The 25,299-nt window shown below is 68.1% G+C and carries 28 protein-coding genes; 14 read left to right on the plus strand and 14 right to left on the minus strand.

Annotated elements, in window-relative coordinates:
* Positions 1 to 48: 48 nt before the first annotated feature.
* Positions 49 to 477, plus strand: coding sequence for a CBS domain-containing protein (locus AC07PZ_RS09455; RefSeq protein ID WP_495294797.1), 429 nt, complete (start codon positions 49 to 51; stop codon positions 475 to 477).
* A 28-nt stretch (positions 478 to 505) separates the two neighbouring features.
* Here AC07PZ_RS09455 and AC07PZ_RS09460 read toward each other — a convergent pair whose 3' ends face one another.
* Positions 506 to 1,369 (minus strand): D-amino acid aminotransferase, encoded by an 864-nt coding sequence (locus AC07PZ_RS09460; protein ID WP_495294798.1) that lies wholly within the window; start codon positions 1,367 to 1,369, stop codon positions 506 to 508.
* A 42-nt stretch (positions 1,370 to 1,411) separates the two neighbouring features.
* Here AC07PZ_RS09460 and AC07PZ_RS09465 point away from each other — a divergent pair, with 42 nt between their 5' ends.
* On the plus strand, positions 1,412 to 1,870 hold the full coding sequence (locus tag AC07PZ_RS09465; protein ID WP_495294799.1) for an HPF/RaiA family ribosome-associated protein: 459 nt from the start codon (positions 1,412 to 1,414) through the stop codon (positions 1,868 to 1,870).
* Positions 1,871 to 1,920: 50 nt separating this feature from the next.
* Complete coding sequence (locus AC07PZ_RS09470) at positions 1,921 to 4,239, plus strand: hypothetical protein (RefSeq protein ID WP_495294800.1); 2,319 nt, start codon at positions 1,921 to 1,923, stop codon at positions 4,237 to 4,239.
* A 21-nt stretch (positions 4,240 to 4,260) separates the two neighbouring features.
* Here AC07PZ_RS09470 and AC07PZ_RS09475 read toward each other — a convergent pair whose 3' ends face one another.
* The 4 genes from AC07PZ_RS09475 to AC07PZ_RS09490 all read right to left on the minus strand — a co-directional run bounded on the left by AC07PZ_RS09475 (position 4,261) and on the right by AC07PZ_RS09490 (position 8,135).
* Positions 4,261 to 5,187, minus strand: a complete 927-nt coding sequence (locus AC07PZ_RS09475; RefSeq protein ID WP_495294801.1) for an SDR family NAD(P)-dependent oxidoreductase — start codon at positions 5,185 to 5,187, stop codon at positions 4,261 to 4,263.
* Between the two features lie 82 nt (positions 5,188 to 5,269).
* On the minus strand, positions 5,270 to 5,647 hold the full coding sequence (locus AC07PZ_RS09480; protein ID WP_495295159.1) for a response regulator: 378 nt from the start codon (positions 5,645 to 5,647) through the stop codon (positions 5,270 to 5,272).
* A 156-nt stretch (positions 5,648 to 5,803) separates the two neighbouring features.
* A complete protein-coding gene (gene gshA / locus AC07PZ_RS09485) occupies positions 5,804 to 7,363 on the minus strand; it encodes a glutamate--cysteine ligase (RefSeq protein ID WP_495294802.1) in 1,560 nt (519 codons plus the stop codon).
* A 109-nt stretch (positions 7,364 to 7,472) separates the two neighbouring features.
* Positions 7,473 to 8,135: an alpha/beta hydrolase gene (locus tag AC07PZ_RS09490; protein ID WP_495294803.1), complete on the minus strand. Its 663-nt coding sequence runs from the start codon at positions 8,133 to 8,135 to the stop codon at positions 7,473 to 7,475.
* A gap of 135 nt (positions 8,136 to 8,270) precedes the next feature.
* Between AC07PZ_RS09490 and AC07PZ_RS09495 the strand changes: the two genes are divergently transcribed.
* The gene (locus AC07PZ_RS09495) at positions 8,271 to 8,639 is read left to right on the plus strand and encodes a hypothetical protein (protein WP_495294804.1); all 369 of its coding nucleotides are present in this window, start codon (positions 8,271 to 8,273) and stop codon (positions 8,637 to 8,639) included.
* 40 nt (positions 8,640 to 8,679) lie between these two features.
* On the opposite strand, the gene AC07PZ_RS09500 is transcribed toward AC07PZ_RS09495, so the two are convergent.
* Positions 8,680 to 9,570, minus strand: a complete 891-nt coding sequence (locus AC07PZ_RS09500) for a LysR substrate-binding domain-containing protein (protein ID WP_495294805.1) — start codon at positions 9,568 to 9,570, stop codon at positions 8,680 to 8,682.
* A gap of 109 nt (positions 9,571 to 9,679) precedes the next feature.
* Between AC07PZ_RS09500 and AC07PZ_RS09505 the strand changes: the two genes are divergently transcribed.
* The 4 genes from AC07PZ_RS09505 (at position 9,680) to AC07PZ_RS09520 (ending at position 14,742) form a co-directional block, all read left to right on the plus strand.
* Complete coding sequence (locus AC07PZ_RS09505; protein ID WP_495294806.1) at positions 9,680 to 10,990, plus strand: MFS transporter; 1,311 nt, start codon at positions 9,680 to 9,682, stop codon at positions 10,988 to 10,990.
* A gap of 28 nt (positions 10,991 to 11,018) precedes the next feature.
* The gene (locus tag AC07PZ_RS09510; protein WP_495294807.1) at positions 11,019 to 12,113 is read left to right on the plus strand and encodes a M14 family metallopeptidase; all 1,095 of its coding nucleotides are present in this window, start codon (positions 11,019 to 11,021) and stop codon (positions 12,111 to 12,113) included.
* Positions 12,114 to 12,150: 37 nt separating this feature from the next.
* Positions 12,151 to 12,369: a hypothetical protein gene (locus AC07PZ_RS09515; RefSeq protein ID WP_495294808.1), complete on the plus strand. Its 219-nt coding sequence runs from the start codon at positions 12,151 to 12,153 to the stop codon at positions 12,367 to 12,369.
* A 183-nt stretch (positions 12,370 to 12,552) separates the two neighbouring features.
* Complete coding sequence (locus AC07PZ_RS09520; RefSeq protein WP_495294809.1) at positions 12,553 to 14,742, plus strand: bifunctional diguanylate cyclase/phosphodiesterase; 2,190 nt, start codon at positions 12,553 to 12,555, stop codon at positions 14,740 to 14,742.
* On the opposite strand, the gene AC07PZ_RS09525 is transcribed toward AC07PZ_RS09520, so the two are convergent.
* Together AC07PZ_RS09525 and AC07PZ_RS09530 are read right to left on the minus strand one after the other, a co-directional pair.
* Entirely contained in the window at positions 14,717 to 15,622 is a 906-nt protein-coding gene (locus tag AC07PZ_RS09525) for a DUF808 domain-containing protein (protein ID WP_495294810.1), read from the minus strand. The two genes, AC07PZ_RS09520 and AC07PZ_RS09525, sit on opposite strands and share 26 nt — an antisense overlap.
* A gap of 137 nt (positions 15,623 to 15,759) precedes the next feature.
* Positions 15,760 to 16,278, minus strand: a complete 519-nt coding sequence (locus AC07PZ_RS09530; RefSeq protein ID WP_495294811.1) for a GNAT family N-acetyltransferase — start codon at positions 16,276 to 16,278, stop codon at positions 15,760 to 15,762.
* A gap of 88 nt (positions 16,279 to 16,366) precedes the next feature.
* Here AC07PZ_RS09530 and AC07PZ_RS09535 point away from each other — a divergent pair, with 88 nt between their 5' ends.
* The 4 genes from AC07PZ_RS09535 (at position 16,367) to AC07PZ_RS09550 (ending at position 17,914) form a co-directional block, all read left to right on the plus strand.
* Positions 16,367 to 16,513 (plus strand): hypothetical protein, encoded by a 147-nt coding sequence (locus tag AC07PZ_RS09535; RefSeq protein ID WP_495294812.1) that lies wholly within the window; start codon positions 16,367 to 16,369, stop codon positions 16,511 to 16,513.
* On the plus strand, positions 16,513 to 16,779 hold the full coding sequence (locus tag AC07PZ_RS09540; RefSeq protein ID WP_495294813.1) for a VF530 family protein: 267 nt from the start codon (positions 16,513 to 16,515) through the stop codon (positions 16,777 to 16,779). The genes AC07PZ_RS09535 and AC07PZ_RS09540 overlap by 1 nt, the downstream gene beginning before the upstream one ends.
* Positions 16,776 to 17,072: a 2Fe-2S iron-sulfur cluster-binding protein gene (locus AC07PZ_RS09545; protein WP_495294814.1), complete on the plus strand. Its 297-nt coding sequence runs from the start codon at positions 16,776 to 16,778 to the stop codon at positions 17,070 to 17,072. The genes AC07PZ_RS09540 and AC07PZ_RS09545 overlap by 4 nt, the downstream gene beginning before the upstream one ends.
* A 170-nt stretch (positions 17,073 to 17,242) precedes the next feature.
* Positions 17,243 to 17,914, plus strand: coding sequence for a hypothetical protein (locus tag AC07PZ_RS09550; RefSeq protein WP_495294815.1), 672 nt, complete (start codon positions 17,243 to 17,245; stop codon positions 17,912 to 17,914).
* Here the strand turns inward: AC07PZ_RS09550 and AC07PZ_RS09555 are convergent.
* Entirely contained in the window at positions 17,911 to 19,128 is a 1,218-nt protein-coding gene (locus AC07PZ_RS09555; protein ID WP_495295160.1) for an MFS transporter, read from the minus strand. The two genes, AC07PZ_RS09550 and AC07PZ_RS09555, sit on opposite strands and share 4 nt — an antisense overlap.
* 93 nt (positions 19,129 to 19,221) lie before the next feature.
* On the opposite strand from AC07PZ_RS09555, the gene AC07PZ_RS09560 reads away from it, so the two are divergent.
* Complete coding sequence (locus AC07PZ_RS09560) at positions 19,222 to 19,866, plus strand: RluA family pseudouridine synthase (RefSeq protein ID WP_495294816.1); 645 nt, start codon at positions 19,222 to 19,224, stop codon at positions 19,864 to 19,866.
* A 51-nt stretch (positions 19,867 to 19,917) separates the two neighbouring features.
* Here the strand turns inward: AC07PZ_RS09560 and AC07PZ_RS09565 are convergent, their stop codons facing one another.
* From AC07PZ_RS09565 to egtB, 5 genes are all read right to left on the minus strand, one after another.
* Positions 19,918 to 20,358, minus strand: a complete 441-nt coding sequence (locus AC07PZ_RS09565) for a universal stress protein (protein WP_495294817.1) — start codon at positions 20,356 to 20,358, stop codon at positions 19,918 to 19,920.
* A 108-nt stretch (positions 20,359 to 20,466) separates the two neighbouring features.
* On the minus strand, positions 20,467 to 21,213 hold the full coding sequence (locus AC07PZ_RS09570; protein WP_495294818.1) for a 2OG-Fe dioxygenase family protein: 747 nt from the start codon (positions 21,211 to 21,213) through the stop codon (positions 20,467 to 20,469).
* The gene (locus tag AC07PZ_RS09575; RefSeq protein WP_495294819.1) at positions 21,210 to 21,491 is read right to left on the minus strand and encodes a DUF427 domain-containing protein; all 282 of its coding nucleotides are present in this window, start codon (positions 21,489 to 21,491) and stop codon (positions 21,210 to 21,212) included. Before AC07PZ_RS09575 ends, AC07PZ_RS09570 begins: the two co-directional genes overlap by 4 nt.
* 41 nt (positions 21,492 to 21,532) lie before the next feature.
* The gene (gene egtD, locus AC07PZ_RS09580) at positions 21,533 to 22,519 is read right to left on the minus strand and encodes an L-histidine N(alpha)-methyltransferase (RefSeq protein ID WP_495294820.1); all 987 of its coding nucleotides are present in this window, start codon (positions 22,517 to 22,519) and stop codon (positions 21,533 to 21,535) included.
* Entirely contained in the window at positions 22,519 to 23,769 is a 1,251-nt protein-coding gene (gene egtB, locus AC07PZ_RS09585; RefSeq protein WP_495294821.1) for an ergothioneine biosynthesis protein EgtB, read from the minus strand. The genes egtD and egtB overlap by 1 nt, the downstream gene beginning before the upstream one ends.
* Before the next feature lie 140 nt (positions 23,770 to 23,909).
* Between egtB and AC07PZ_RS09590 the strand changes: the two genes are divergently transcribed.
* A complete protein-coding gene (locus AC07PZ_RS09590; protein WP_495294822.1) occupies positions 23,910 to 25,259 on the plus strand; it encodes an NAD(P)/FAD-dependent oxidoreductase in 1,350 nt (449 codons plus the stop codon).
* Positions 25,260 to 25,299 lie beyond the last annotated feature (40 nt).

Genomic DNA, 25,299 nt, shown 5'->3' on the forward strand with positions numbered 1-25,299 from the left:
CGACGCGGCCCATGCCGGGTTGACGCATCCACTCCTCAGGAGGTTCCGATGAAACCTGTCTCCGAACTGCTCAAGCGACGCGATTCCGCTGCCTGGCGCACCACACCCGAGGCAGCCGTGTTCGACGCCCTGCAGGTGCTGGCCCGCTACGAGGTCGGCGCGCTGATGGTGATGACCGGCGACCGGCTGGTCGGCATGTTCTCCGAACGCGACTACACCCGCAAGATCGCGCTGCAGGGGCTCAACTCGAAGGAAGTCGCGATTTCCGAGATCATGAGCCGCAACCTGTCGACGGTGCGTCCGTCCACCAGCACCCGCGAATGCATGACGCTGATGAGCCAGCGGCGCATCCGCCACCTGCCCGTGGTCGAAGGCGGCCGGGTGCTGGGCCTGCTGTCGATTCGAGACCTGATGGACGACATCATCTCGGAGCACGAGCAGACCATCGAACAGCTCACGACCTACATCCAGAGCTGAGCCCGCACCCGCGCCAGGCATCAGGGCGTCAGATGCACTGCGCCGCCTTGGCCTGCTGGTAGGCGGCATGCAGCCGGGCGAACACCGGCCCCGGCTTGCCCGAGCCCACCGATTCGCCGTCGAGACGCGTGATGGGCAGCACTTCCTTGCTTGCGGAACTCAGCAGCAGCTCGTCCGCGCCGCGTACCTCGGCCTCGGCGACCGGCCGCAGGCTGAACGGAATGCCCTCCGCCTCGCACAGTTCGCGGATCAGGTCGTAGCGGATGCCTTCCAGCACATGCTGGCTCTTCGGCGCGCCGAACACCGCACCGCCATGCACCACCCAGACGTTGGACGAGGACGCCTCGGTCAGCAGGCCGTCGCGGAACAGCACGGTTTCGGTCGCGCCGACGTCGGCCGACATCTGGCGCGCCAGCACGTTGCCGAGCAGCGAAGTGCTCTTGATGTCGGCACGCTCCCAGCGGAAGTCGCGCGCCGAGATGCAGGTCACGCCGTCGCGCAACTGCGCCTCGCCCGGCGGCTTCATCGGATTGGCCATCATGAACACCGTGGGCACGAGATCGGCCGGCATCACGTGGTCCCGCACCGCGACGCCGCGCGTCACCTGGATATAGACCATCTGGTGCGCGGCCGGCTGCTCGGCCACCAGCCGGCGGCAGCGCGCCAGCCACTCGTCCGGCGTGTGCGGATTGGGAATGCGCACGCTCGACAGGCTGCGTTCCAGGCGGGCCAGGTGCTGCGGCCACCGGAACAGCTTTCGGTCATAGACCGGCACCACGTCATAGATGCCGTCGCCGAAGATGAAGCCGCGGTCGAGAACGGAGACCTTGGCCTCGTGGACCGGCGTGTACTCGCCGTTGAGGTAGCACAGGGTGGTGGGCAGGGCTTGCATGCGGCGATTTTCGCCGCAACCCATCGGGCGTCGCCAGTGTGAGTGATCGCGCCTCAGCCGCGTGGCCCGACGGCCTACGCGGCGACGTTCCGCAAGGCGTCAGAGTGGCCATTCGTTCAATCCATGAAAGAGGCACATCGCATGCAGATCCAACTGAACACCAGCAACGGCATCGAGAACAAGGACACCCTGGACCGCTGGGCCGACACGGAGATCCGCCAGCTCTTTTCGCGTTTTGCCGCGGACGTCACCCGCATCGAAATCCACCTGAGCGACGAGAACCATGCGGCGGGCGGCGCGGGGGACAAACGCTGCGTCATGGAAGCGCGCCTGGTGCATCTGCAACCCATGGCCGTCACGCATGACGCCGACAACATCGACGACGCCTTCCGCGGCGCCGCAGACAAGCTCAAACGCGCCCTGGACAGCGCGATCGGCCGCATGAACAGCCATCGCGACCGTCAATCGATTCGCAAGGACGACGGCGCCGTGGTCGAGTGAGGCTTCCCGTGGTCGAATAGGGGCTTCCATCACGAGGGAACCCTGAACGCATGACCGGCAAGCACACCTGGCAATTCTTTCGCGCGGGCGGCGTCGACCAGCTCGTCTTTCGCAACGGCGCCGACATCGCCAACATCCGTCAACTCGACCAGAAGCTGTGGGTGGCGCTGGCATGCCCCACGCGCGGCGTCGAGTTCGACACGCGGACGCTCGACCTGATCGACACCGACCAGGACGGCCGCATCCGGCCACCGGAAATCATCGCGGCCTGCGAGTGGGTCTGCGCGCAGATGCGCAATCCCGACGAGTTGCTGCAGGGCGGCGACGCCATGGCGCTGTCCGCGATGGCCGACGGCGACGGCAAGAGCGCATCGCTCGCCGAAGAGGCCAGGCGCATCCTCCAGGTCAGGGGCAAGGCCGACGCCGACACGCTGACGCTGGCCGACGTGACCGACCGCAGCGCGTTGCTCGCGGCCATGCGTTTCAATGGCGACGGCGTGATCACGCCCGACACGGCCGAGGACGAGCCGACGCGCGAGTTGATCGGTCAGATCGCCAAGGCGAACGGCGCGGTGAAGGATCGCAGCGGCAAGGACGGCATCGATCGCGCACATGCAGAAGCCTTCTTCAAGTCGGCCCGGGCACTGCACGACTGGCAATCCGCTGCGGGTGCAGCCACCGACGACCCGTCGCTGCCGCTCGGCGAGAAGACGCTGGCCGCCGCCGAGGCCGTCAATGCCGTGCGGGACAAGGTCGACGACTTCTTCGCGCGCTGCCGCGTCGCTGCCTACGACCCGCGCGCGGTCGCTTCGCTCAATCCGTCGACCGAGGAATACGAGGCGCTGGCCGCGCAGGACCTGAGCCTGCGCGCAGCCAGCATCGCCAGGCTGCCGCTGGCTCCGATCGCGCCCGACCGGAGCCTGCCGTTGCTGCACGGCGTCAACCCGGCCTGGGCCGATGCGCTGCAGACGCTGCAACGCGATGCGGTGCGGCCTCTGGTCGCCGGTGCCGTCGACACGCTCACCGAGGCCGAATGGACCACGCTCAAGCAGACGCTCGCGCCCTGCCAGCGCTGGCTGGACGCCCGGCCCGACACGCCGCTTGGCAGCCTGGCGGTCGACAAGGTCCAGCTGGCGCTCGACGGCGAAGCCGCAGTGCTCGCGCTGATCGACCAGGACGAACAGGTCGAGCCGCACAACGCACGCATCGTCGACCTCGAGAAGCTGCTGCGGCTCAAGCGCGACCTGGTGCACCTGCTGCACAACTTCGTGTCCTTCAAGGAGTTCTACAGCCGCGAGGGCGCGATCTTCCAGGCCGGCACGCTGTACCTGGACGGCCGCAGCTGCGACCTGGCCGTTCAGGTGGCCGACGCGTCGAAGCACGCGCCGCTGGCCGGGCTGGCCAAGGCCTATCTGGCCTACTGCGCCTGCAAGCGCGGCGACAAGACGATGACCATCGTCGCGGCCTTCACCGCGGGCGACGTCGATTTCCTGTTCATCGGGCGCAACGGCGTGTTCTACGACCGGCAGGGCAACGACTGGGACGCGAGCATCATCAAGGTGATCGAGAACCCGACCAGCGTCGGCCAGGCCTTCTTCTCGCCCTACAAGAAGTTCCTGCGGATGATCGAGGAACAGGTGGCCAAGCGCGCGGCGGCCAGCGACACCGCCGCGCAGGGCTCGCTGAACAACCTGGCCACCACGCTGACCACCGCCGACAAGGCGGCGGCCGACGCCAAGGCCCCGCCACCGCCGGTCAAGCTGCCGGGCAAGGTGGACGTGGGCACCGTGGCGGCCATCGGCGTGGCGCTGGGAAGCATCAGCGCGGTGCTGGTCGGCATCTTCGGCAAGTTCGTCGACCTGGGCCAGTGGATCCCGATCGCGATCCTCGGCATCGTGCTGGCGATTTCCGGGCCGAGCATGCTGGTGGCCTGGCTCAAGCTGCGCCAGCGCAGCCTGGGCCCGATCCTGGATGCGAGCGGCTGGGCCATCAACGGCCGCATGCGGGTCAACGTGCAGCTGGGCGGCTCGCTGTCGCAGACGGCGCACATCCCGCCGCAATCGCGCCGGCTGCTGAACGACCCGTTCGCCGAGCGGCACGGGGCCTCGCGCACGCTGGCGGTGGTCGTCGTGGTCGTCCTGCTGCTGGTGGTCGCCTGGCGCATGGACTGGCTGGATTCGCACCTGCCGGTCTCGCTGCGCCATTCACCGCCGGTGGCGGCGCCTGCGCCGGTGGCTGCGCCTGCGCCGGTGGCACCGGTGGCGGCGCCCACTGCGGCAGCCACGGCCGCAGCACCCGCCACGCCAGCAGCCGCCACGTCGGCTGCACCGGCTGCGGCGCCGGCCGCCGCACCCGCCGCGACGCCCTGAGAACGCCGCAGCAGTCGAAATTCAGGCGCCGCGAGCGGCCTGTGCCGCGGCCATCGCCTTGCCGACTTCGTTGGTGCCCTGCGCGGCGCCGCTCTTCGGCACCTGGTCGCCCTCGCGGGACGTCACTTCGGCCAGGCGCGCCGCCAATTGCTCGGGCGCATCGGCGGCGATGCCGATGAAGGCGCCTTCGGTCATCGTGATGTGTGCGGCCTCGAAGGTGCCGGCACCGGCGCAGAGGATGGTGCGCGTGGGCGCATCCTGCGCCGCGAGCACCAGCATGGCGGGCACGACGGCTTCGGGCTTGAGCGCATCGAGCACCTCCTGCGGCATCAGCCCTTCGGTCATGCGGGTCGCGGCCGTCGGCGCAAGGCAGTTCACGCGGATGTCGTTCTTGGCGCCCTCGATGCTCAGGGTCTGCATGAGGCCGACCAGCGCCATCTTGGCGGCGCCGTAGTTGCTCTGGCCGAAGTTGCCGTAGAGGCCGGAAGACGAGGTCGTCATGACGATGCGGCCGTACTTCTGCTCGTTCATCAGTGCCCAGACCGCCTTGGTGCAGTTGACGGCGCCCATCAGGTGGACATCGACCACCAGCTGGAAGTCCGGCAGCTCCATCTTGGCGAAGCTCTTGTCCCGCAGGATGCCCGCGTTGTTGATCAGCACATCGACCCGGCCCCAGGCATCGACCGCCTGCTGGACCATCGCCTGCACCGCCGCGAAATCGGTGACCGACGCGCCATTGGCCAGCGCCTCGCCGCCCGCAGCGACGATTTCGTCGACCACGGCCTGCGCCGCACTGACCGAGCCGCCGGAGCCGTCGCGGGCGCCGCCCAGGTCATTGACGAGCACCTTGGCGCCGCGTGCCGCGAGCGCCAGCGCATGCTGCCGCCCCAGGCCACCGCCTGCGCCCGTAACGATGGCAACGCGGCCCTTGAAATCGATGCTGCTCATGACTCGAATACCTCTGAAGTGATTGACGCGTGGCGTTTTACCTCAGAAGCGCGGATCGGCTTGGCTCCCAGGTGACGCCGGCTCAATGGTCGTCGCGCACCGATTCGCAGTATTCGAGCAGTTGATCGATCTCGGCGGACTTGTCGAAGAAGGCGTCGGCGCCCAGCGCGCGGGACCGTTCGCGCATGTCTGCCGTGGCGTAGTTGCTGAGCACGACGACCTTCTGGTGCTTGGCGCGGTTTCGGCAGGCATCGACCACGCCGAAGCCGTTGCCCTGCTCCAGGAACAGGTCGACGATGGCCACGTCCCAGCCGTCGCGGTGGCTGCGCAACCAGGTCACGGCCTCGGCTTCCGTGCTGGCGTGGGCAACGACGGTGGCGTCCGCCACGTCTTCGAGGAACCCCACGAGGTTTTCCCGAATGACCGGGTTGTCTTCAACCAGGTACGTCTTGAAGGGCATGGGCAGGATGTTCACGGTGAGGCGGAGCAAGCAGGGGCTGGATCGATGTCGATGTCGCGTTGCAGCAATGATCGCTGCACACCACGCACGATGCAGGTGGGCGAGTCCGTCCAAACCGGGTAGGCCCACGCCTACCCGCTGCCTACGGGGATCGCCTCAGGTGGTCGCTGCCGCGCGCTCGCGCTTGCGGCCCACGCCGAGGCGCTCCGGCGACACGTACTGCTGGCGGTAGATCTCGAACGGCATCGTGTCGGCCGCCTCGATCTTCTTCTGCTCGTTGAGCGAATCGGCCGTCATGGCCTCGAAGTGCGACTGCAATTCGGCCGCAAAAGGCAGCCCCAGAAGTTCGACCCGCGTCTTTTCGGACTGGGCCCGCACGAAGCGGATGAAGGAGTTGTCGTGCGCCGACGCCATGGCCGCCAGCACGCGTGCCGATGGCAGGCTGTCAGGCGCGGCCAGCGCAGCCGAAGCGGCGCGCACGGCATCGCCGTAGAGCGAGCCGCCGTGCGCGGCGTCCATTTCGGCAGCGATCGGCGCGCACTGGGCCACCAGCTCGGCGCCCCAGTCGATCAGCGTCACCTCGCGGCCACCGCGCAGCAGTCGCAGGCCCGGCTCGCGTCCGCGCGCCGCCGTCAGGTGCTGGTTCTGCGCCAGCTCGTCGATTTCCTGCGGCGTGTCGTCCGGGCTGTCGTTCAGCAGGCAATGCAGCAGGAAGACGTCGATGAAACGCATGGTCTGGGCGTTGATGCCGACCGGCTCGAACGGGTCCAGGTCCATCAGCCGGACTTCGACGTATTCGACGCCGCGCTCGCGCAGCGCATGCAGCGGGCGCTCGCCGGGATAGATGACGCGCTTGGGCCGGATGGTGCCGTAGAACTCGTTCTCGATCTGCAGCAGCGTGTTGCCCAGCTGGTTGTAGTCGCCACCCGGGTTCTGGATGCCGATGGCCTCGTAAGCCGGCCAGGGACGCGTGAGCGCGTCCTGCAGCGACGCGCCGTAGCCTTCGAGGCTGTTGTAGCTGACCTTCAGCGACGCCTGCGCGTCGCTCTGGTAGCCAAGCCGGCCCATGCGCAGCGAGGTGCCGTGGGGCATGTGCATGCTGCCTTCGCCGACCGGCTGCAGCTCGTGCGGCCGCGTTGCCACGAAGCTCGAACAGAGGGCGGGCGATGCGCCGAACAGGTACAGCAGCAGGAAGGCGTGACGACGGAAATTGCGGATCAACCCGAAATACTGCTCGCTGGAAACGCCCGGCATCGACCAGTTGTAGTGGATGCCCGAAATGGTCTGCATGCGGCGGCCGTAGCGATGGCCGAGACCCATGCGGTAGACGCTTTTCGCACGGCCGACGTTCGACGAACCATAGCGGCCGATCGGAATGGTTTCGTCGGTCGGCAGCCCGCACGGCATGCTCGACACCCACAGGCGCTCGTCGCCCATGGCGTCCAGCACGCGGTAGGTGTACTGGTGCACCTGTACCAGTTCCCGCAGCGCGGACTCCGCATCGGCGTGCACGCCGGTGATCAGTTCAAGCTGCGATTCGCTGAAATCGGTGGTGATGTGGGGGTGCGTGAGCGCCGAACCGAGCGCCAGTGGGTGCGGCGTCAACGCCAGCTGACCGTCCGGCTGCGCGCGCAGGCTCTCCTTCTCGATCCCGCGCCGCATGCCCTTCAGCCGTTCGGGGCCCAACGCACCCAGCCGCTCCATCAATTTGTTCATTGTTCTGTGCCCCGTCAATCTTGGTGGGCGTGGAAGGTAGCACGGCGGCGCGGCGGCTGCTCGCGCCGGGCATCCTGCCCGGAATGCCCCTCCCGCTGAAGGCTTTTGTCTATTTGAGTACGCGCAGCAGGAACGCGTTCAGATCGGTGATTTCCTCCAGGCAGACCGAGTGCGCCATCGGGTATTCATGCCATTCGACGGCATAGCCGAGCCCGGTGAGCGTTTCGCGTGCGGCCAGCGCACGCGGCGGCGCCACCACGTTGTCGTAGGCGCCGTGCGCCAGGAACACGGGCGTCTCGTGGTTGGCGGCATGGCGTTCGGCCGCGGTGGTCGCCGCGAGCGGCAGGTAGCCCGACAGCCCGACGATGCCGGCCAGCCGTTCCGCATGGCGCAGGCCGGTCAGCAGCGACATCGCGCAGCCCTGGGAAAACCCCGCGACGACGATGCGATGCGCCGGAATGCCGCGCGACTTCTCGTTGGCGATGAGCGCCTCGATCGACGCAAGCGAACGGCGCAGGCCGGCCTCGTCCTCCTGGCGGGCGAGATCGGGCAGCAGGATGTCGTACCAGGCGGGCATCGGCATGCCGCGGTTGATGGTCACGGGGATGATCGGTGCATTCGGGAACACGAAACGCACCGGGCCGACTGCGGACAGGTCGAGCTCCTGCGCAATCGGCACGAAATCGTTGCCATCGGCGCCAAGGCCGTGCATCACGATCACGGAGGCGGTGGGGTTGGGGGCGGTTTCGATTTCGATCGGCGGGCGGGACATGGGAACGCAACCTCTGGAAGTAATGTGCAGGCGCCACCTTATCGCAGACGGCCGACACCCGCGCGTCGCAAACCGGTCTACCCTGCTTCATCGGCGCCCTTCCCGAGGCGCCCCCCGCATGAATCGACGAATGCCATGAAAACCACACCCACCGCCGACACGGCCCTGGCCGAACGCATCGCGCTGCCGCCCACCGAACTGCAACCGCCCTTCGTGAAGACCCGCTACAGCGGCGCCGTGATGATCTGCGGCGAATGCCAGAAGCGCGACAACGGCCCGTCGAAGCTCACCGCCAAGGATGTGCGCAAGGATCTCAAGCATGTGCTGGGCGAGGCACGGCACCATCTGCGGCTCGTTCAGTCGTCCTGCCTGGGCCTCTGCCCGAAGAAGGCCATTGCGGTGGCCGCGGTGGCCGTGGGCGGGCCGGCGCTGCTGGCGGAAATCCAGCACGAGGAAGACATCGCGGCAGTGGCCGCCCGGCTCACGGTGCCCGGCGAACGCTGACGCGCGACGCCGGAACTCGGCACCCGAACCGGTCGGGCCCTCAGGCCGCCGAAGCGCGCTGGATACATTCCGCGAAGTGCTGCGCGGCGGGTGTGAGCGGCAAGCCGGCGCGCCGGATGATGCACACGCGCATCGTGGGCAGCGGCTCGGTGACCTCGATCCGCCGGATGCCATGCTGCCTGAAGGCCAGCCGGACCAGCGGCTCGACGAACACCCCGATCAGATCCATGTGGCTGACGAGCCCCAGCGCCACCGTCACCGACTGGCCGTGGATGACGCGCGCGGGCGGACCGAGCCCCAGCGGTGCGAACAGCGGCGCCACCGAGTTGCGATCGATCTCGCCATCGCCGGGCAATACCCATTCCGCAGCGTGCAGTGCCAGCAGCGACCGGCTGTGGCGCAGGGGATGCCGGCTGCGTACGCCGATCACGAGTTGCACGGGAAAGAGCTCGGTCGCCTCGAACTGCGCATCGAGCGTGCCCGGCACCACGTGCGCGACCGCGAAATCGAGATTGCCATCGCGCAGCCGGGCCAGCATCGACGACAGGACCGTCTCGCTGAACCGCACGTCCACGGCCGGCAACCGCGCATGGAACTCCTTGAACGCCGCGGGCAGCACGGTCAGCGCGAAGGAGGTACTGACAGCGATGGCCACCGTGCCGGTGCTGCCGTCCCGGATCTGGGCGATCTCGTCGCGGGCCCGCCGCATGTCGGCCAGCAGCAGCCGGGCGCGCGGCGCAAAGGCCGCACCGAACTGCGTGAGGCGCACGCCCTTCACGCTGCGCTCGACCAGCGGGGCGCCCATTTCGCGCTCGAGTTCACGCACGATCTTGGTGACGGCGGGCTGCGACACGCCCAATGCGCGAGCGGCGCCGCGAATGCTCATCTGCTCGACGACGGCCACGAAAGCATGCAGTTGGTTGGGCTTCATGCCAAGGTCCTGGAGGTGAAAACCAACGGTTATCGAAGTGCCCGGATTATTGTCTTTTCATGAGCGCCAGGACTCTCTAGCATGCCGCGCACAACAACACGGATACGCCATGGCCTCTTCCTCCAAGTCCCGCACATCGCCCAGCCGGCGCACGACCATCGTCGCCACCACCATCGGCAACGCGCTGGAGTTCTTCGACTTCACGGTCTACGGCTTTCTCGCGCTGGTGATCGGCCGGCTCTTCTTTCCGACCTTCAATTCCTATGGCCAGCTTTTGCTGACGATCGCCAGCTTCGGCGTCGGCTTCGTCATGCGGCCGCTGGGCGGCATCGTGATCGGCGCCTATGCCGACCGCGCCGGCCGCAAGAAGGCGATGACGCTCACCATCTTCATGATGGCGCTGGGCTGCGCGATCATTGCGCTGGCACCGACCTACGCGCAGATCGGCGTCGCGGCGCCGGTGCTGATCGTGTTCGCGCGGCTGGTCCAGGGCTTCTCGGCGGGTGGCGAGGTCGGTGCGTCGACCACGCTGCTGGTCGAGCATGCGACCCCGGCCAACCGCGGCTACATGGCGAGCTGGCAGTTCGCCAGCCAGGGCCTGGGCATCCTGCTGGGCGCGCTGGTGGTCGGCATCCTGACCACCGTGCTGACGCCACAGGCCATGGAGAGCTGGGGCTGGCGCATTCCCTTCGTGCTGGGGCTGCTGATCGCGCCGGTCGGGATGTACATCCGCCGCCATCTCCACGAGTCGCTCGAAGTCGCACCCGCCAGCGCCGCGCCGCGCGAAAGCAGCCTGGCCGAGGTCTGCCGCGAACACGGCCGCACGGTGCTCGCCGCGATCCTGAGCCTGCTGGGCGGCACCGCCGCCGCCTATGTCGTGAGCTTCTACATGCCGACCTACGCGATCCGGGAGCTCGGCATGGCGCCGCCGGTGGCGCTGTTCGGCGCGGCGCTGGTCGGGCTGCTGTCCTTCGTTTGCGCGCCGCTGGTGGGCGTGTGGTCGGACCGTGTCGGCCGCAAGCCGCTGATCTTCTGGAGCCGCATCGCCCTGGCGCTGATGATCTATCCGGGCTTCCTCTGGCTCAATGCCTCGCCGACGCCGGCCGTGCTGTTCATCGTGGTCGGGGTGTTGAGCATCACGCTGGTGATCCAGAGCGTGCCGGGCATCACCATGCTGCCCGAGATGTTCCCGAAGCATGTGCGGGCCAGCGGCATGTCGCTGGTCTACAGCGTGGGCGTTGCGCTGTTCGGCGGTTTCTCGCCGCTGATCAGCACCTGGCTGCTCGGGGTCACTGGCAACAAGCTCGCACCGGCCTGGTACTTGCTCGCGATGACCGTGATCTCGTTGCTCGGCCTGCTGTGGCTGAAGGACCACACCGGCCGCGACATCGATGCCGCAGCCCCCGCCACCGCGCACTGACACCCAAGACAACCCCCACAGGAAACCCATGAACAGCACCCGCGCCGCCCGCTATTTTTCCGGCAGCTATGCCGAAGCCCGCCAGAAGTTCCTCGACGCCGCAGCCCTGCGCGGCGCTGCCGTCGAGTCCTTCGTCCATCCGCAGAAAGGCGCACAGGGGGAAACCCTCGCGACCGACGTGGTGCTCGTCGGCCCTGCCGATGCAGAGAAGATCCTGCTGGTCAGCTCGGCCACGCACGGCCCCGAAGGCTTCTGCGGCTCGGGCTGCCAGGTCGCGACGCTGAACGACGCCGACCTGCTGGCGCGCCTGGAAAAGGCCGGCGTCGCGCTGCTGCTGGTGCACGCCATCAACCCGCACGGGTTTTCCTACCTGCACCGCACCAACGAGGACAACATCGACCTCAACCGCAACTGCATCGACTGGAGCGCCCCGCCGCCCGTCAATGCGGCCTACGCGGACGTCGAGCCCTTCGTGCTGCCCGCCACCTGGCCGCCGACGCCGGCCGACGATGCGGCGATGGCCGAGTACATCCAGGTGCACGGCATGCGCGCCTACCGCGCGGCCGTCACGCTCGGCCAGTACACGACACCGGACGGCATCTTCTATGGCGGCAACGCGCCCTCGTGGAGCAACCGCACGGTCCGCGCGCTCCTGAAGAAGTACGCCGCCACGGCGAAGCACATCGCCTGGATCGACGTCCACACCGGCCTCGGCCCGTATGGCCACGGCGAGAAGATCTACCCGGGCCGCAACACGCCGACCGACGTGGCCCGCGCGCGCGCCTGGTGGGGCGCGGACGTTTTCGCGCCGTTCGATGGCGCATCCGCCTCGGCCGACGTCACCGGCCCGGTGATCTCGACCGCCTACGACGAGTGCCCGCAGGCCAGCATCACGCCCATGGGCCTGGAATTCGGCACGCTGCCCGATCAGGACGTGCTGGTCTGCCTGCGCGCCGACCACTGGCTGAAGCGCCATCCCGAAGCACCCGAAGCGCAGCGCCTGGCCATCCGCCAGCAGATGCGCGACGCTTTCTATTGCGACAACGAGGAATGGAAGGGCATGGTGCTCGGCCAGGCGCGCGTCGTGCTGCTGCAGACGGTGCAGGGCCTGCAGGCCGCCTGACGCCGGAGCGCGCTGCGGCGCCCCGTACACTCGGCGGATGGCTTCCAAACCTCCCCGCGCGCCGCGCATCCTCGAGCGAGGCGTGCTCTGCTTTCTCATCGGCATCGCGGTGCTCGTCGGGCCGCGATTCATGCAGTCGACCGGCTTTCGCGACATGGTCGCCGGCGCCTATCTGGTGGGCTGGTTTGCCGTCGCGCTGGGCTTGGCACTGATCGTGCTGGACCTCGTGCAGCGGGCGCGGCGCAAGAGCCGCTGAAGTCCGCGGGGTCGCGGCGGCTTCAGCGTTGCATATTGGCAGCGCCTAGTCTCAAAGAGCCTATTCAATAAAACTTTTGCATTACGATACGTTTGATCTGCGCGCGACGGGTCGTCGCGCATCAGCGCCTCGGCTCAAATGCAATAGGGCTTTCTCGGATGTCGCGCACCAACTCTTGATGCCTTGAACGCCGACACCCCTTTCCTCCCCTCCAGCCACGATCCATGGATCGTCGCCGCCTCGGTCCTGATCGCGACCATGGCGTCCTATGTCGCGCTCGATCTTTCGCGCCGGGTGCGCGATACGGCCGGCCAGCTCAGCCAACGCTGGTGGATTGCCGGCTCGGTCGTGATGGGCACGGGCATCTGGTCGATGCATTTCGTCGGCATGCTGGCCTTTTCTCTGCCGATCCGGCTCGGCTTCACCGGGCCGCTGACGCTGCTGTCGTGGGTCGCCGCCGTGGCGGCCTCGGCCATCGCGCTGTGGACGGCCAGCCGCACCGACTACACCTTGAAGCCGGTCGCGCTCGCCGCCCTGGCCATGGGTGCCGGGATTTGCGGCATGCATTACATCGGCATGGCCGCGCTCGATCTGGCACCCGGGATCGTCTGGAACTGGCCGACCGTCGTGCTGTCGGCAGTGATCGCGGTCGGTGCGTCCGCGGCGGCATTGCTCATCTTCCAGTTCCTGCTCAAGGTGCGCGAAGAAGGCCGTCCGTCGCAGATCCTGGCGGCCTGTGTCCTGGGTGCCGCCATCTGCGGCATGCATTACACCGGCATGGCCGCAGCCAACTTCCCGGAAGGCACGGTCTGCCTCAGCGCCGACCAGCTTGGCGGTGAAGGACTGACCGGCATCGTCGCGGTCGCGACCTTCATGCTGCTGTCGGGCGCCCTCTTCACCAGCGTCCTCGAAAGGCGGCTGCAGGTCGTGGCGCGGCGGCTGGCCGCCTCGCTGCAGGAATCCAACGCCCAGCTGAAGGCCGCCAACGACGAACTGCAGCAGCGTGCCTTCATGGATGCGCTGACCGGCCTGCCGAACCGCCTGCTGCTGGAAGACCGGCTGAACCGTGCACTCAAGCGCATCGGCCGGACCAACAAGATGCGCGTCGAAGAACGGGTTGCCGTGCTGTTCGTCGACCTCGACGGGTTCAAGCCGATCAACGACTCGTTCGGCCATGCGGCCGGCGACCAGATCCTGCGTGCCGCCGCCGAACGGCTGACGCGCGAAGTCCGCCAGGACGACACCGTGGCCCGCGTGGGCGGCGACGAATTCCTGCTGCTGCTCGAAAACGTGCGCGACACGGCCGAATGCGTGCAGGTCGCCAACAGCATCCTGCGGTCGCTGTCGCAGCCGTTCTCGGTGTCGGGCAAGGAGCTGCAGATCGCCTGCTCGATCGGCATCGTGATCCATCCCGACCAGGGCGAGCCCGACAAGCTCGTCGCCAACGCGGATGCGGCCATGTACGTCGCCAAGCGCGCGGGTGGCGGCAACTACGCGGTCTTCGAGTCGCACATGGGCAGCAACGCGGCCGACCAGCTGGAACTGCAGAGCGACCTGCGCAAGGCGATCGAGCGCGGCCAGTTCGAGCTCTACTACCAGCCGAAGATCGACGGCGCGAGCAACCAGATCAGCGGCGCGGAGGCGCTGGTGCGCTGGAACCATCCACAGCGCGGCATCGTCGGGCCGACCGAGTTCATCGGGCTGGCAGAGCGCTTCGGCCTGATCGTCCGGCTGGGCGACTGGATCATCGACGAAGCCTGCCGCCAGATGGCCGCCTGGAGCCGCGAAGGCCTGCAGATGCGGGTCGCCATCAACCTGTCGGTGCTGCAACTGCGCGAGAGCGGGCTGGCCGACCGGGTCGAGGAAGCGCTGCTGCGCCACGGCGTGCCGTCGTCGCAGCTGCTGTGCGAGATCACCGAGTCGGTGGCGATGGAAGACATCAAGGCCACCCAGCGCACTTTCGAAGGCCTCGCGCGCATCGGCGTCTACCTGTCGATCGACGATTTCGGCACCGGCTATTCCAGCCTGAGCCATCTGCGCCAGTTGCCGGCCCGGCAACTCAAGATCGACCGCAGCTTCGTCCATGAACTGGAAACCAAGGAAGACGCCCGCGCGGTGGTCGAAGCCGTGGTGCAGCTCGCGCACGCGCTGAGCCTGACCGTGGTGGCCGAAGGGGTCGAGACACTCTGCCAGCGCGACATCCTGCTGCACATCGGCTGCGATGAACTGCAGGGCTTCTTCTTCGCCCAGCCGATGCAGGCCAGCGCGCTGGTTCAGTGGTCGCGCCAGGTGCGCCCGTCGCCACCCGCACCGCCGATGCTGCCGCCGAGCGACGACGGCGGCCCGGTCAGCCCGGCTTTCGCAGCTTCCTGAACAGTTCGACCGCCGCGAGCACGAGCGCACCGGCCACGATCCCGACGATCGCATTGGCCGCCATCGTGCTGAGCGCGGCGCCGACGCCACCGAGCTGCTGCGCCCAGCGCTCCAGCGCATGCCCAACGGCCGGCACGCCGTGCACCAGGATGCCGCCGCCCACCAGGAACATGGCCGCCGTGCCGAGCACGGACAACGCCCGCATCAGCCAGGGCGCGCTGGCCAGGAGGCCGCGACCGATGGCGCGGGTCGCACCGCCCTGCTTCCGGCTCAGGTAGAGGCCGGCATCGTCCAGCTTCACGATACCGGCGACCAGGCCGTAGACGCCGATGGTCATCAACAGCGCCACGATGGCCAGCACGGCGAACTGCGTGCCGAAGGACTGGCCGGCGACGGTGCCGAGCGTGATCACGATGATCTCGGCCGACAGGATGAAGTCCGTGCGCACCGCGCCCTTGACCTTGTCCTTCTCGGCAGCGACCACGTCGATGGCAGCGTCGGCCACGGCCGTCTCGTGGCGCGCCGTGTCCGCCGCATGCTCTTCCTTGTGGAGGAAGCGGTGGGCCAGCTTCTCGACGCCTTCGAAGCACAGGAAGGCACCACCCAGCATCAACAGCGGGGTCACCGCCCACGGTGCGAAGCCGCCGATCAGCAGCGCGGCCGGCACGAGGATCGCCTTGTTGACGAAAGACCCCTTGCAGACGGCCCACACCACCGGCAGTTCGCGGTCGGCCTTCACGCCCGTCACCTGCTGTGCATTGAGCGCGAGGTCGTCGCCGAGCACCCCGGCCGTCTTCTTGGCGGCGACCTTGGTCAGGACGGACACGTCGTCGAGCACCGTGGCGATGTCGTCGAGCAGGAGCAGAAGGCTGGCGGCCATGGCGAAACCCGGAGTGTGGAAAGCGCCGCAGCATAGCCGCGGGCGATGGCCTCAAAAAAAGAACCCGCGCGTGTCCTACACGGCGGGCTCGATGCGGGCGCGGGGAGCGCAGCGCGGAGTGCGGTTCGGGGGGCGAATCAGCTGATGCTGCGCTTCAGCCGCATCTCCTCGATCTTGATGTCGCCGATCGCGGTCGTCTTGGCGGTCGTCATCTGGCGCTTGAAACCCGCCAGCTCATGGAAGCGCATGGCGCGCTCGTTGCGCAGCGGCACCCAGATGGTCACGCTGGTGCAGCCTTCTTCCTCGAGGCCGTCGCGCGCGGCATCCCACAGGGCGACGCCGACGCCCTTGTCCCAGTGCGCCGGCAGCACGTAGATGGCCCAGATCTCGCCCGCCGTCGACGGCGTCTTGGGATCGCGCGAACGGTCGTAGCCCACGAAGCCGACGACTTCATTGCCAAGCACAGCGACCTGCACCTGCGGCTCGCTGAACTCGATGGCTTCGCGCCACTTGGCCTCGCGCGTTGCGGGCGCCAGCGCGCGCAGTTGCTCGTCGGGCAGGATGCCCTCGTAGGCCGCACGGGCGGCAGCGGCATGGATTTCGGCGATGGCTTTGGCATCGCGCATCGTGGCGGGGCGGACTTCGTAATCGGACATGAATCAGAGATAACTTCGATGGAACCGGCTATTGTCGCCGCCCCGCTAAACTGCCTTCTCCCCTTCCCCATCCCAAGAAAGTTTCATCATGGCCAAAGGTCAACAGCGCACCAACAAGGAAGCCAAGAAGCCGAAGAAAGACGACTCCGCGCCGAAGGCACCGGTCGGCGGTATCGAGCCGGTACGAACGATGACGACAGCCGTGATCCCGCGCGGCAAGCTCAAGAACAAGTGATGGCTTCCGCCGGGCCGCCCGCTCAGCCACGCAACCCGCTGCATGGCCTCACGCTCGAAGCCATCGTGACGGCACTTGCGGACTTCTACGGCTGGGAAAAGCTCGGCCGGCTCATTCCGCTGCGCTGCTTCACGACGGATCCGAGCGTCTCGTCGAGCCTCAAATTCCTGCGCAAGACGCCCTGGGCGCGCGAGAAAGTCGAAAGCCTCTATCTGTTCATGCTGCGCGACCAGCGTCGACAACAGCAAGCCGGCCTGCAGCGATGAAAGCCCGCGTCGAGCCGCTCGGTGTCGAATTCGAGACGGATGCGGACTCGACGTTGCTGGAGTCCGCCGACGCGGCCGGCATCGAACTGCCGAGCTCGTGCCGCAACGGCACCTGCCGCGCCTGCATCTGCCTGCTGCGTTCGGGCCGGGTGCGCTACCGCGTCGAATGGCCGGGGCTGAGCATCGACGAGAAGGTGGAAGGCTGGACGCTCCCCTGCGTGGCGGAGCCCCTCGAGGACGTGACGCTGGACGTGCCCCACGCCCGCATCGTCTTCGAAGATGTATCTCTTTGAAACAATGTATTTGGCCGACACGACTCCTCCCCAGACTGGCTGTATTTGCTGCGGCAGTTTGAAACTTCGTCCGGGAAGATTTCGGTGGCTCCACATACAGATTCCGCGGTCGCTACGGCGACCCTGACCGTCCGCGCGTCCGCAGCATGGGGAGCCGCGTGATGGCGGCCGTGCCCTCCGCTTCCCCGCGCGTGCTGGCCCTGTCGGCCGCGATGCAGTACGAGACGCTCGACCCCTTCAGGGAATCGATCGATGCGCTCGTGGTCATCGTCTTCCCCAAGGCCGACTCTCCCCATCTGCCCTTCGTGCTGTCGATCGCCCAGCAAGCCAGCCGCTTTGCGCTGACCGACATCGGCGGCAAGGGCATGTACGTCGCCGCCTTCGCCAAGGAGCAGAGCGACGCGGGGCGTGCCCTGGCCGTGCTGCAGCGTGTCGCGGGCTGGAAGGGCGTGTCGGTGTTCGTGCGCGGCCGGATGCTCAAGCTCGACTACAACGTCGGCCTGATGCTCGACTGCTATCTCGGCTCCTGCGCCTGCCGCGACCCGCGCGCGCACTGCCAGCGCGTGATCGACGACCCGTCGCACGAGGCGCCCGGCGCCGCCAGCCACCGCCACGTCTCGCTGCGGCGCGAGAGCATGGGGCAACGCGAGATCCAGGTGAAGCGCTACATCTTTCCCTGCCAGAAGCTGTTGACGCAGATGCGTTTCGAGCCCGACCATCCGTCGAGCTACGTCGACCAGATCCAGGCAGCCGGCGTGACGCACATGTGCGGCCGTTGCCCGCGTTTCGACCCCGACGATTTCCAGGAAATCGGCGTCCGTTCGTATTTCGTCGAAGACTAGCGCGCCGGCTGCACCGGCTGCTGTGTGGCGGACTCGCTGCGCAGGGGCACGATCTGGTCGCGCTGCGCCAGCGATGGAAAGAGCCGGAACCACGCCGCCGCCACCAGGATGGTGCCGACGCCCCCCAGAACCACCGAGCCGACCGGCCCCAGCAGGGCCGCGGTCGCGCCCGACTCGAACTCGCCCAGCTGGTTGCTGGCGCCGATGAAGATCGAGTTCACGGCGCTCACGCGGCCGCGCATCTCGTCGGGTGTCTCGAGTTGCACCAGGGTCTGGCGTATCACGACGTTGACCATGTCCGCGCCGCCCGACACCGCCAGCGCAACCAACGACACGAGGAAGCTGCGCGAAAGGCCGAACACGACCATGCAGAGCCCGAAAGCCGCCACCGCAAGCAGCAACGTGCGACCGACACGCCGCTCGATCGGCCGGCGCGTCAGAACCACCGACATGACCAGCGCCCCCACGGCCGGCGCGCTGCGCAGCAGGCCCATGCCCCAGGCACCGGTATGGAGGATGTCCTTGGCATAGATCGGCAGCAGCGCCACTGCGCCGCCCAGCAGGACGGCGAACAGGTCGAGCGATACCGCGCCGAGCACCGGCTTGCGCCGCCAGATGAAATTGACGCCGGCGAACACCGTGGCCAGCGTGACCGGCTCGCGCGTGCGCGCAGGCTGCAGATAGCGCAGGCCGCCGATCAGCACGCCGCCGATCGCGAACAGCAGCAGGCTGGCGCCGTAGACCACGCCCGTCCCGGCTGCGAACAACAGCCCGCCGAGCGCCGGACCGCCGATGATCGCGCCCTGCATGCCGGCGGAACTGAAGGCCATCGCGCGCGGCAGCATCAGCGGCGGCACCAGCATCGGCGTGAGCGCCTGCTGGGCCGGCATCTGGAAGGCCCGCACCGAGCCCAGCACGATCGACAGGCCGAGCAGCAGCAGGCGCGAGTCATGGCCGGTCTGGTGCGCGAGCAGCAGCGTGAGGGCAACGACGCCCTGCACCAGGTAGCACATGGCGACGATCCGCCCGCGGTGATGGCGGTCGACGATATGCCCTGCATAGAGCGCCAGCACCAGCGCCGGCACGAACTGGTAGAGGCCGACTAGGCCAAGGTCCCACGCGCTCGCCGTCAGGTCGTACATGTGCCAGCCGATGGCCACCAGCAGCATCTGGCTGCCGGCGGTGCCGAACAGGCGCGCCATCCACATGCGCATGAAGGGACGCACACGCGTCAGGTCGGAGAAACGGAGGGCTGCGGCAGCGTCGGACATCCTTTCGAGGATAGCCGACGCCTACACTTCCCGCCGATGAGCCCGCCGCCCGATCTCCTGCCGATCCACGAAGACGCCCATCTGCTGGTGCTGGACAAGCCGGCCGGCCTGCTCTGCGTCCCGGGCCGCGGCGAGGACAAGCAGGACTGCCTGAGCGCGCGCGCACAGCGGCGCTGGCCCGATGCGCTGGTCGTGCATCGCCTGGACATGGCGACCAGCGGACTGGTGCTGATGGCGCGCAGTGCGGCCATGCAGCGCGCGCTGGGCGACGCCTTTGCCGCCGGAGAGATCTGGAAGCGCTACGAGGCCATCGTCGACGGACTCGCGCAGGCCAAGGAATGGGCGGTCATCGACGCGCCGATCGCCGCGGACTGGCCGAATCGGCCGCTGCAGAAGATCGATCCGGCGGGAAAGCCCAGCATCACCCGATGGCGCGCGCTGCACGCGCATCCCGAACGCAATGCGAGCCATCTGCTGCTGGAGCCACGCACCGGACGCACGCACCAGTTGCGGGTGCATCTGGCGTCGATCGGCCATCCGATCCTCGGCGATGCGCTGTACGGAGACGAACGCGTGAGCCGCCTGGCGCCACGGCTGCTGCTGCACGCAGGCGTGCTGCAGTTCAGGCATCCGGCCACCGGTGTCGCGGTGCGCTTCGAGAGTCCGACGCCGTTCGCCTGAAGGGGCCTGGACGCGGGCCCTGGTCGGGAGAAGGAAAGAGAAAGCCCCGCGTCAGCCGCCCTTGACGACGAGCACCGGCATCGGTGCGTCCTGCAGCACACGCTGGGTCACGCTGCCGAGCAGCAGCTTCTCGATACCCGCGCGGCCATGCGAACCCATCACGATCAGATCGGCGCCCACGCCCTTGGCCGTGTCGACGATGCCTTCATGCACCACATGGCCGTCGATCACGCGCTGGTCGCTGTGCAGGCCCTCGGCCGCGAGGGCGGCGACACCGCGGGCCAGCGCGGTGTTGGCGCTGCTGGTGGCGGCAGCCAGGTATTCGTTCTGTCCCAGTGCATAGTCCGCGCCCACGCCGATGAAGGGATAGTTGTCGATCACATGGATCAGCGTGATGCGGCTGCCGAAAGCCAGCGCGAGGCCGCTGGCCTTGGTGACCGCCAGCATCGAAGTCTCGGAACCGTCGATAGGAACCAGGATGTGATTGAACATGGCGTACCTCTTTTTGCTTGACGGGGCCCGAGCGGGCCCTGGGTCCTGAATTTACCCCTGCGGCGTGTCGAAGGGTGTAGGACGCGAAGCGCGGCCTTCCCGCGGAGTTCAGTCGCCCTGGAAGGCGCCTGCGCGGCAGGTCACGACCAGCGTGTCGCGGTAGCCCGGACGGCCCTCCACGATCGGCTGGATCGGCGTCGACTCGTGGATCACGCGGGCATCGTCGAGCAGCAACAGCGACCAGGGCTCGGTCATCGTGAAGCGCTCGCCACGGCGGCCTGCGGCCTCGAACACGCGGGTCTCGCCGCCCTTGATGTTCTGGCGTGCCACCAGCATCACAGCGACCAGGTCGACGCCGTCGCGGTGTGCGCCCTCGGGCGTGGGCCGGCCGATGCCCTCGGCGGTGTCGATGCGGAACTGGTGCGCCTCGACGAACCATCGCTGCGTGCCGTGCAGCGCGCTGGCGCAATCGGCCAGCTTGCGCATCAGCTGCTGCCAGCCGGCCTCGGCCACGGCGGCCGGCTGCATCGGCGCGAACCAGCGCTGCATGCCGCCGTGCAGGGCGTTGTATTCGACCGGTTGCCAATGCGCACGGTGCGGCACCTGCGCGAGCGCGTCGCCGTCGACGGTGAAGCAGGAATGCCGGCGCTGCCGGTAATGGCCGCCGTCCTTCAGGTACTCGTCGGGCGGCAGGTCGTTCCAGCCGTCCTTGAGCGGATCGAGCGCAGCCAATGGCAGGCCCAGCCACCGCACCACGCCCGCGGGCGACAGCACCGCATAGCCCTGCGTGCGGAGTGTTTCTGTGAGTTCGGCGGGGTCGGTGGCGGGCGGGGTGAAGGCCACGGCGGCGCTCACCCGGAAACCTTCACGCCCTTCCAGAAGGCGACGCGGTCCTTGACCTCTTCGGCTTCCGGCTTCGGATCGGCGTAATACCAGGCGGCATCGGCGTTCATTTCGCCGTTGACCAGCAGGGAGTAGTAGCTTGCCGAGCCCTTCCAGGGACAGGTGGTCTTGTGGTTGCTGAAGGTCACGTACTCGCGCTTGAGCGAACTCATCGGGAAGTAGTGGTTGCCTTCGACGACCACCGTGTCGTCGCTTTCGGCGATGGTGACGCCGTTCCAGGTTGCTTTCATGATCGTCCAGATGTCGGATGCCGCGAATGCGCGGCCGCCCGTTATTGTGCAGCGGGCGCGCGAAGCCAGTGCACGCTGAACAGCCGCGCCGGATCGGTCCACACGGCCGCGGGCGTGAAGCCGGCCTTCAACGCGAGCTCGCGCAGCCCGTCGATGGTGAACTTGTGCGAGTTCTCGGTGTGGATGGTCTCGCCCTCCTCGAATGCGAAGGACTCGCCGGCGAGCCGCACGGTCTGCGCGCGGCGGCTCACGAGGTGCATCTCGATGCGCTTCAAGGGAGCGTTGTAGAACGCGGCGTGCGCAAAGCCGTCGAGGTCGAAATCGGCATCGAGCTCCGCGTTGGCGCGGCGCAGCAGGTTCAGGTTGAACGCCGCCGTCACGCCCTGCGCATCGTTGTACGCCGCATGCAGCAACGCCGGGTCCTTGACCAGGTCGACGCCCAGCAGCAGGCCGCCGCCGCGCAGCAGGCGCGCGGCGAGCTGCAGGAAGGCGAGCGCCTCGGCCGGACTGAAGTTGCCGAGCGTGGAGCCGGGGAAGAAACCGACCCGCCGCCCGGTGTCGTCCGCCGGCGCAGGCAGCACCAGCGGCATCGTGTAGTCGGCCACGATGGGCTGCACCGACAGCGACGGGTAGTCGCGGCGCAGGCGATCGGCTGCGGCCTCGAGGTGCTCGCCGGAGATGTCGATCGGCAGATAGCGCCGCGGTGCGTCGAGCGCGTCGAGCAGCAGCCGCACCTTGGTCAGCGACCCGGCACCGAACTCGATGACCTCCGCGGCCGATCCGATGTGCGCCGCGATCTCGGGGGCGTAGTCGGTCAGCAACTGCAGTTCCGTGCGCGTCGGGTAGTACTCGGGCAGCTCGCAGATCTGGTCGAACAACCGGGAGCCCGCGGCGTCGTAGAAGAACTTGGGCGAGATGCTTCGCGGCGTGCGGGCGAGGCCGGCGCGCAGCTCGCGGCCGAACTCGGACAGGGCTGGCGCACGCGCAGCGGAAATCGGGGTTTCGAACGAGAAGACGGGATTGCGCATCAGAGGTCTTTCGCGAGCCGCAGCCCGGAGAACTGCCAGCGGGCGGCCGGCGGAAAGAAATTGCGGTAACTCGGCCGTGCATGGCCTGCGGGCGTGGCCACGCTGCTACCACGCAGCACGACCTGGCTCACCATGAACTTGCCGTTGTATTCGGCCGCGACACCGGGCATCGGCCGAAAGCCCGGATAGGGGTCGTAGGAGGAACGCGTCCATTGCCAGACGTGCCCCGTCATCTGCGAGATGGATGGATCGGCCACGGCCGCCTCCCACTCGAATTCGGTCGGCAGCCGCGCGCCGGCCCACTCGGCATAGGCCGCCGCCTCGTAGAAGCTCAGCTGCGACACAGGCGCCTCGCGTTCCAGCGGCCGGACACCGTGCAGGCCGAACACCTGCCAACCGCTCGCGGCGCCCGGCTGGTGTGCGAGCCGCGGATCGTCCGGCGCAAGCCAATAGGCGGGGCAGCGCCAGCCCTGCGCCTTGACCGCGGCCCAGCCGTCGGACAGCCAGAGGTCGGGCCGATCGTAGCCACCGTCGGCAATGAACTGCGCATAGTCGCCGCAACTCACGAGGCGGTCGGCGATCGCGTGCGGCTGCAAGAGCGCCTGGTGGCGCGGCGTCTCGTTGTCGAAGGAGAAACCCTCGCCCGGATGGCCGATCTCGACGAGTCCGCCGGCCTGCGGCAACCAGCGCATCGGCGGCTCGACCGCAGCCAGCCGCAGCGCCGGTGCGGCCGTCGGGCGATAGGCCGGCAGCAACGGATTGCACGAGAAGGCGTGAAGGATGTCGGTCAGCAGAAGCTCCTGGTGCTGCTGCTCGTGATGCAGCCCGAGCGTGACGATCGGCTCGACCGACGCCCACAGCGCGGTGTCCGACGCTTCGAGCAGGCGGTCGACCGCGGCATCGACGTGCGCCCGGTAAGCCAGCACTTCATCGGCGGATGGCCGGGTGAGCAGCCCGCGCTGCGGCCGCGGATGACGCGGACCGAGCGCCTCGTAATAGGAATTGAAGAGATAGTGAAAGCGCGGATCGAAGGGCTGGTAGCCGGTGGCGTGCGGCTGCAGCAGAACGGTTTCGAAAAACCACGTGGTGTGCGCCAGATGCCATTTGGTCGGGCTGGCGTCGGGCATCGACTGGATGCATTGATCCTCGGCCGACAACGGTGCCGCCAGGGCCAGGCTGTCGCCGCGGACTTCGCGGAAGCGCTCGCGCATCGCGCTGGCGGCCTGCGGATGGGGCCGGGAAAGCTTCATGGGGTCTCCAAATGTCGCAACTGGCGGTTGTAGTCGAGCCTGTGGGGCGCTGTCCGTAGGACAAGCCCTCGCCCACTGTGGCACAGGCCGGATGGCCTTGCACGACACACCGCCGACACACGCTGCCGATAATGAACCGCATGAGCATTGCCGCAGACAGCCGGGCCCAGCGCCCGCACATCCTGATCGTCGGCTGCGGTTTCGGTGGCCTCGAAGCCGCCCGCAAACTGCAGAACGCCGATGTCGACATCACGGTGGTCGACAAGACCAACCACCACCTGTTTCAACCCCTGCTCTATCAGGTCGCGACCGCCGGCCTGGCCGCACCGTCGATCGCCGCGCCCACGCGCGTGCTGTTTCGCGGCCAGCGCAACGTCACCACGCTGCTGGGCGAAGTGACCGACATCCGCCCCGCGAATCGCGAGGTCGCGCTGAAGGACGGCACCCTGCTGCACTACGACCACCTGATCGTCGCGGCAGGCGCCACGCACAGCTATTTCGGCCGCGACGACTGGGCCGCCGTCGCGCCCGGCCTGAAGACGCTGGCCGACGCCTTCGACATCCGCCGCCGCGTGCTGATGAGTTTCGAGGCCGCCGAACTCGAGGAAGACCCGGCACGGCGCGCCGCGCTGCTGACCTTCGCGGTCATCGGCGGCGGGCCGACCGGCGTGGAAATGGCCGGCACGCTGGCCGAGATCGCGCGCCACACGCTGTCGGGCGAATTCCGCCGCATCGACCCGGGCAGCGCCAAGGTGCTGCTGATCGAAGGCAGCCCGCGCGTCTTGCAGGCCATGCCCGAGAGCCTGAGCCTGAAGGCGCAGTGGCAACTGGAGAAGCTCGGCGTCGAAGTGCGGCTGAATGCACGCGTCACGTCGATCGACGCCGAGGGCCTGCAGGTCGACGTCGGTGCCACGGGCGCCGGCGCCTCCGGCAGCTACCGCATCCAGAGCCACTGCGTGGTCTGGGCCGCGGGCGTGGCCGCGTCTCCGCTCGGCCGCCTGCTGGCGGCGGCGACCGGCACCGAGACCGACCGTGCCGGCCGCATCCGCGTCGAACCCGACCTGAGCCTGGCCGGCCATCCGCAGATCAGCGTGGTCGGCGACCTCGCCGCCGCGCTGAGCCACGTGCCCGGCAAGGCACCGACGCCCGTGCCCGGCGTGTCACCCGGCGCGAAGCAGATGGGCCGTGCCGCCGCGACCAACGTGCTGAACCGCCTGGCCGGCCGCCCGACGATTCCGTTCCGCTATGCCGACTACGGCAACCTGGCCACCATCGGCCGCAACTCCGCCGTGGTCGACCTGGGCACGCCCTTCGGCGCGCTGCGCTTCAGCGGCAAGTCGGCGTGGCTGTTCTGGCTGTTCGCGCACGTCTACTTCCTGATCGGCTTCCGCAACCGGCTGGTCGTGCTGATGGACTGGGCCAGCGCGTACTGGAGCTTCCAGCGCTACGCCCGAGTCGTCGCGAGCGTCGAGCCCGGCAAGGAATCCTGAACGACCCACCGGTTACAAATCTCTTGGCCGAAGACACCGC

This window comes from Variovorax sp. GW821-FHT10B04 (assembly GCF_059415645.1).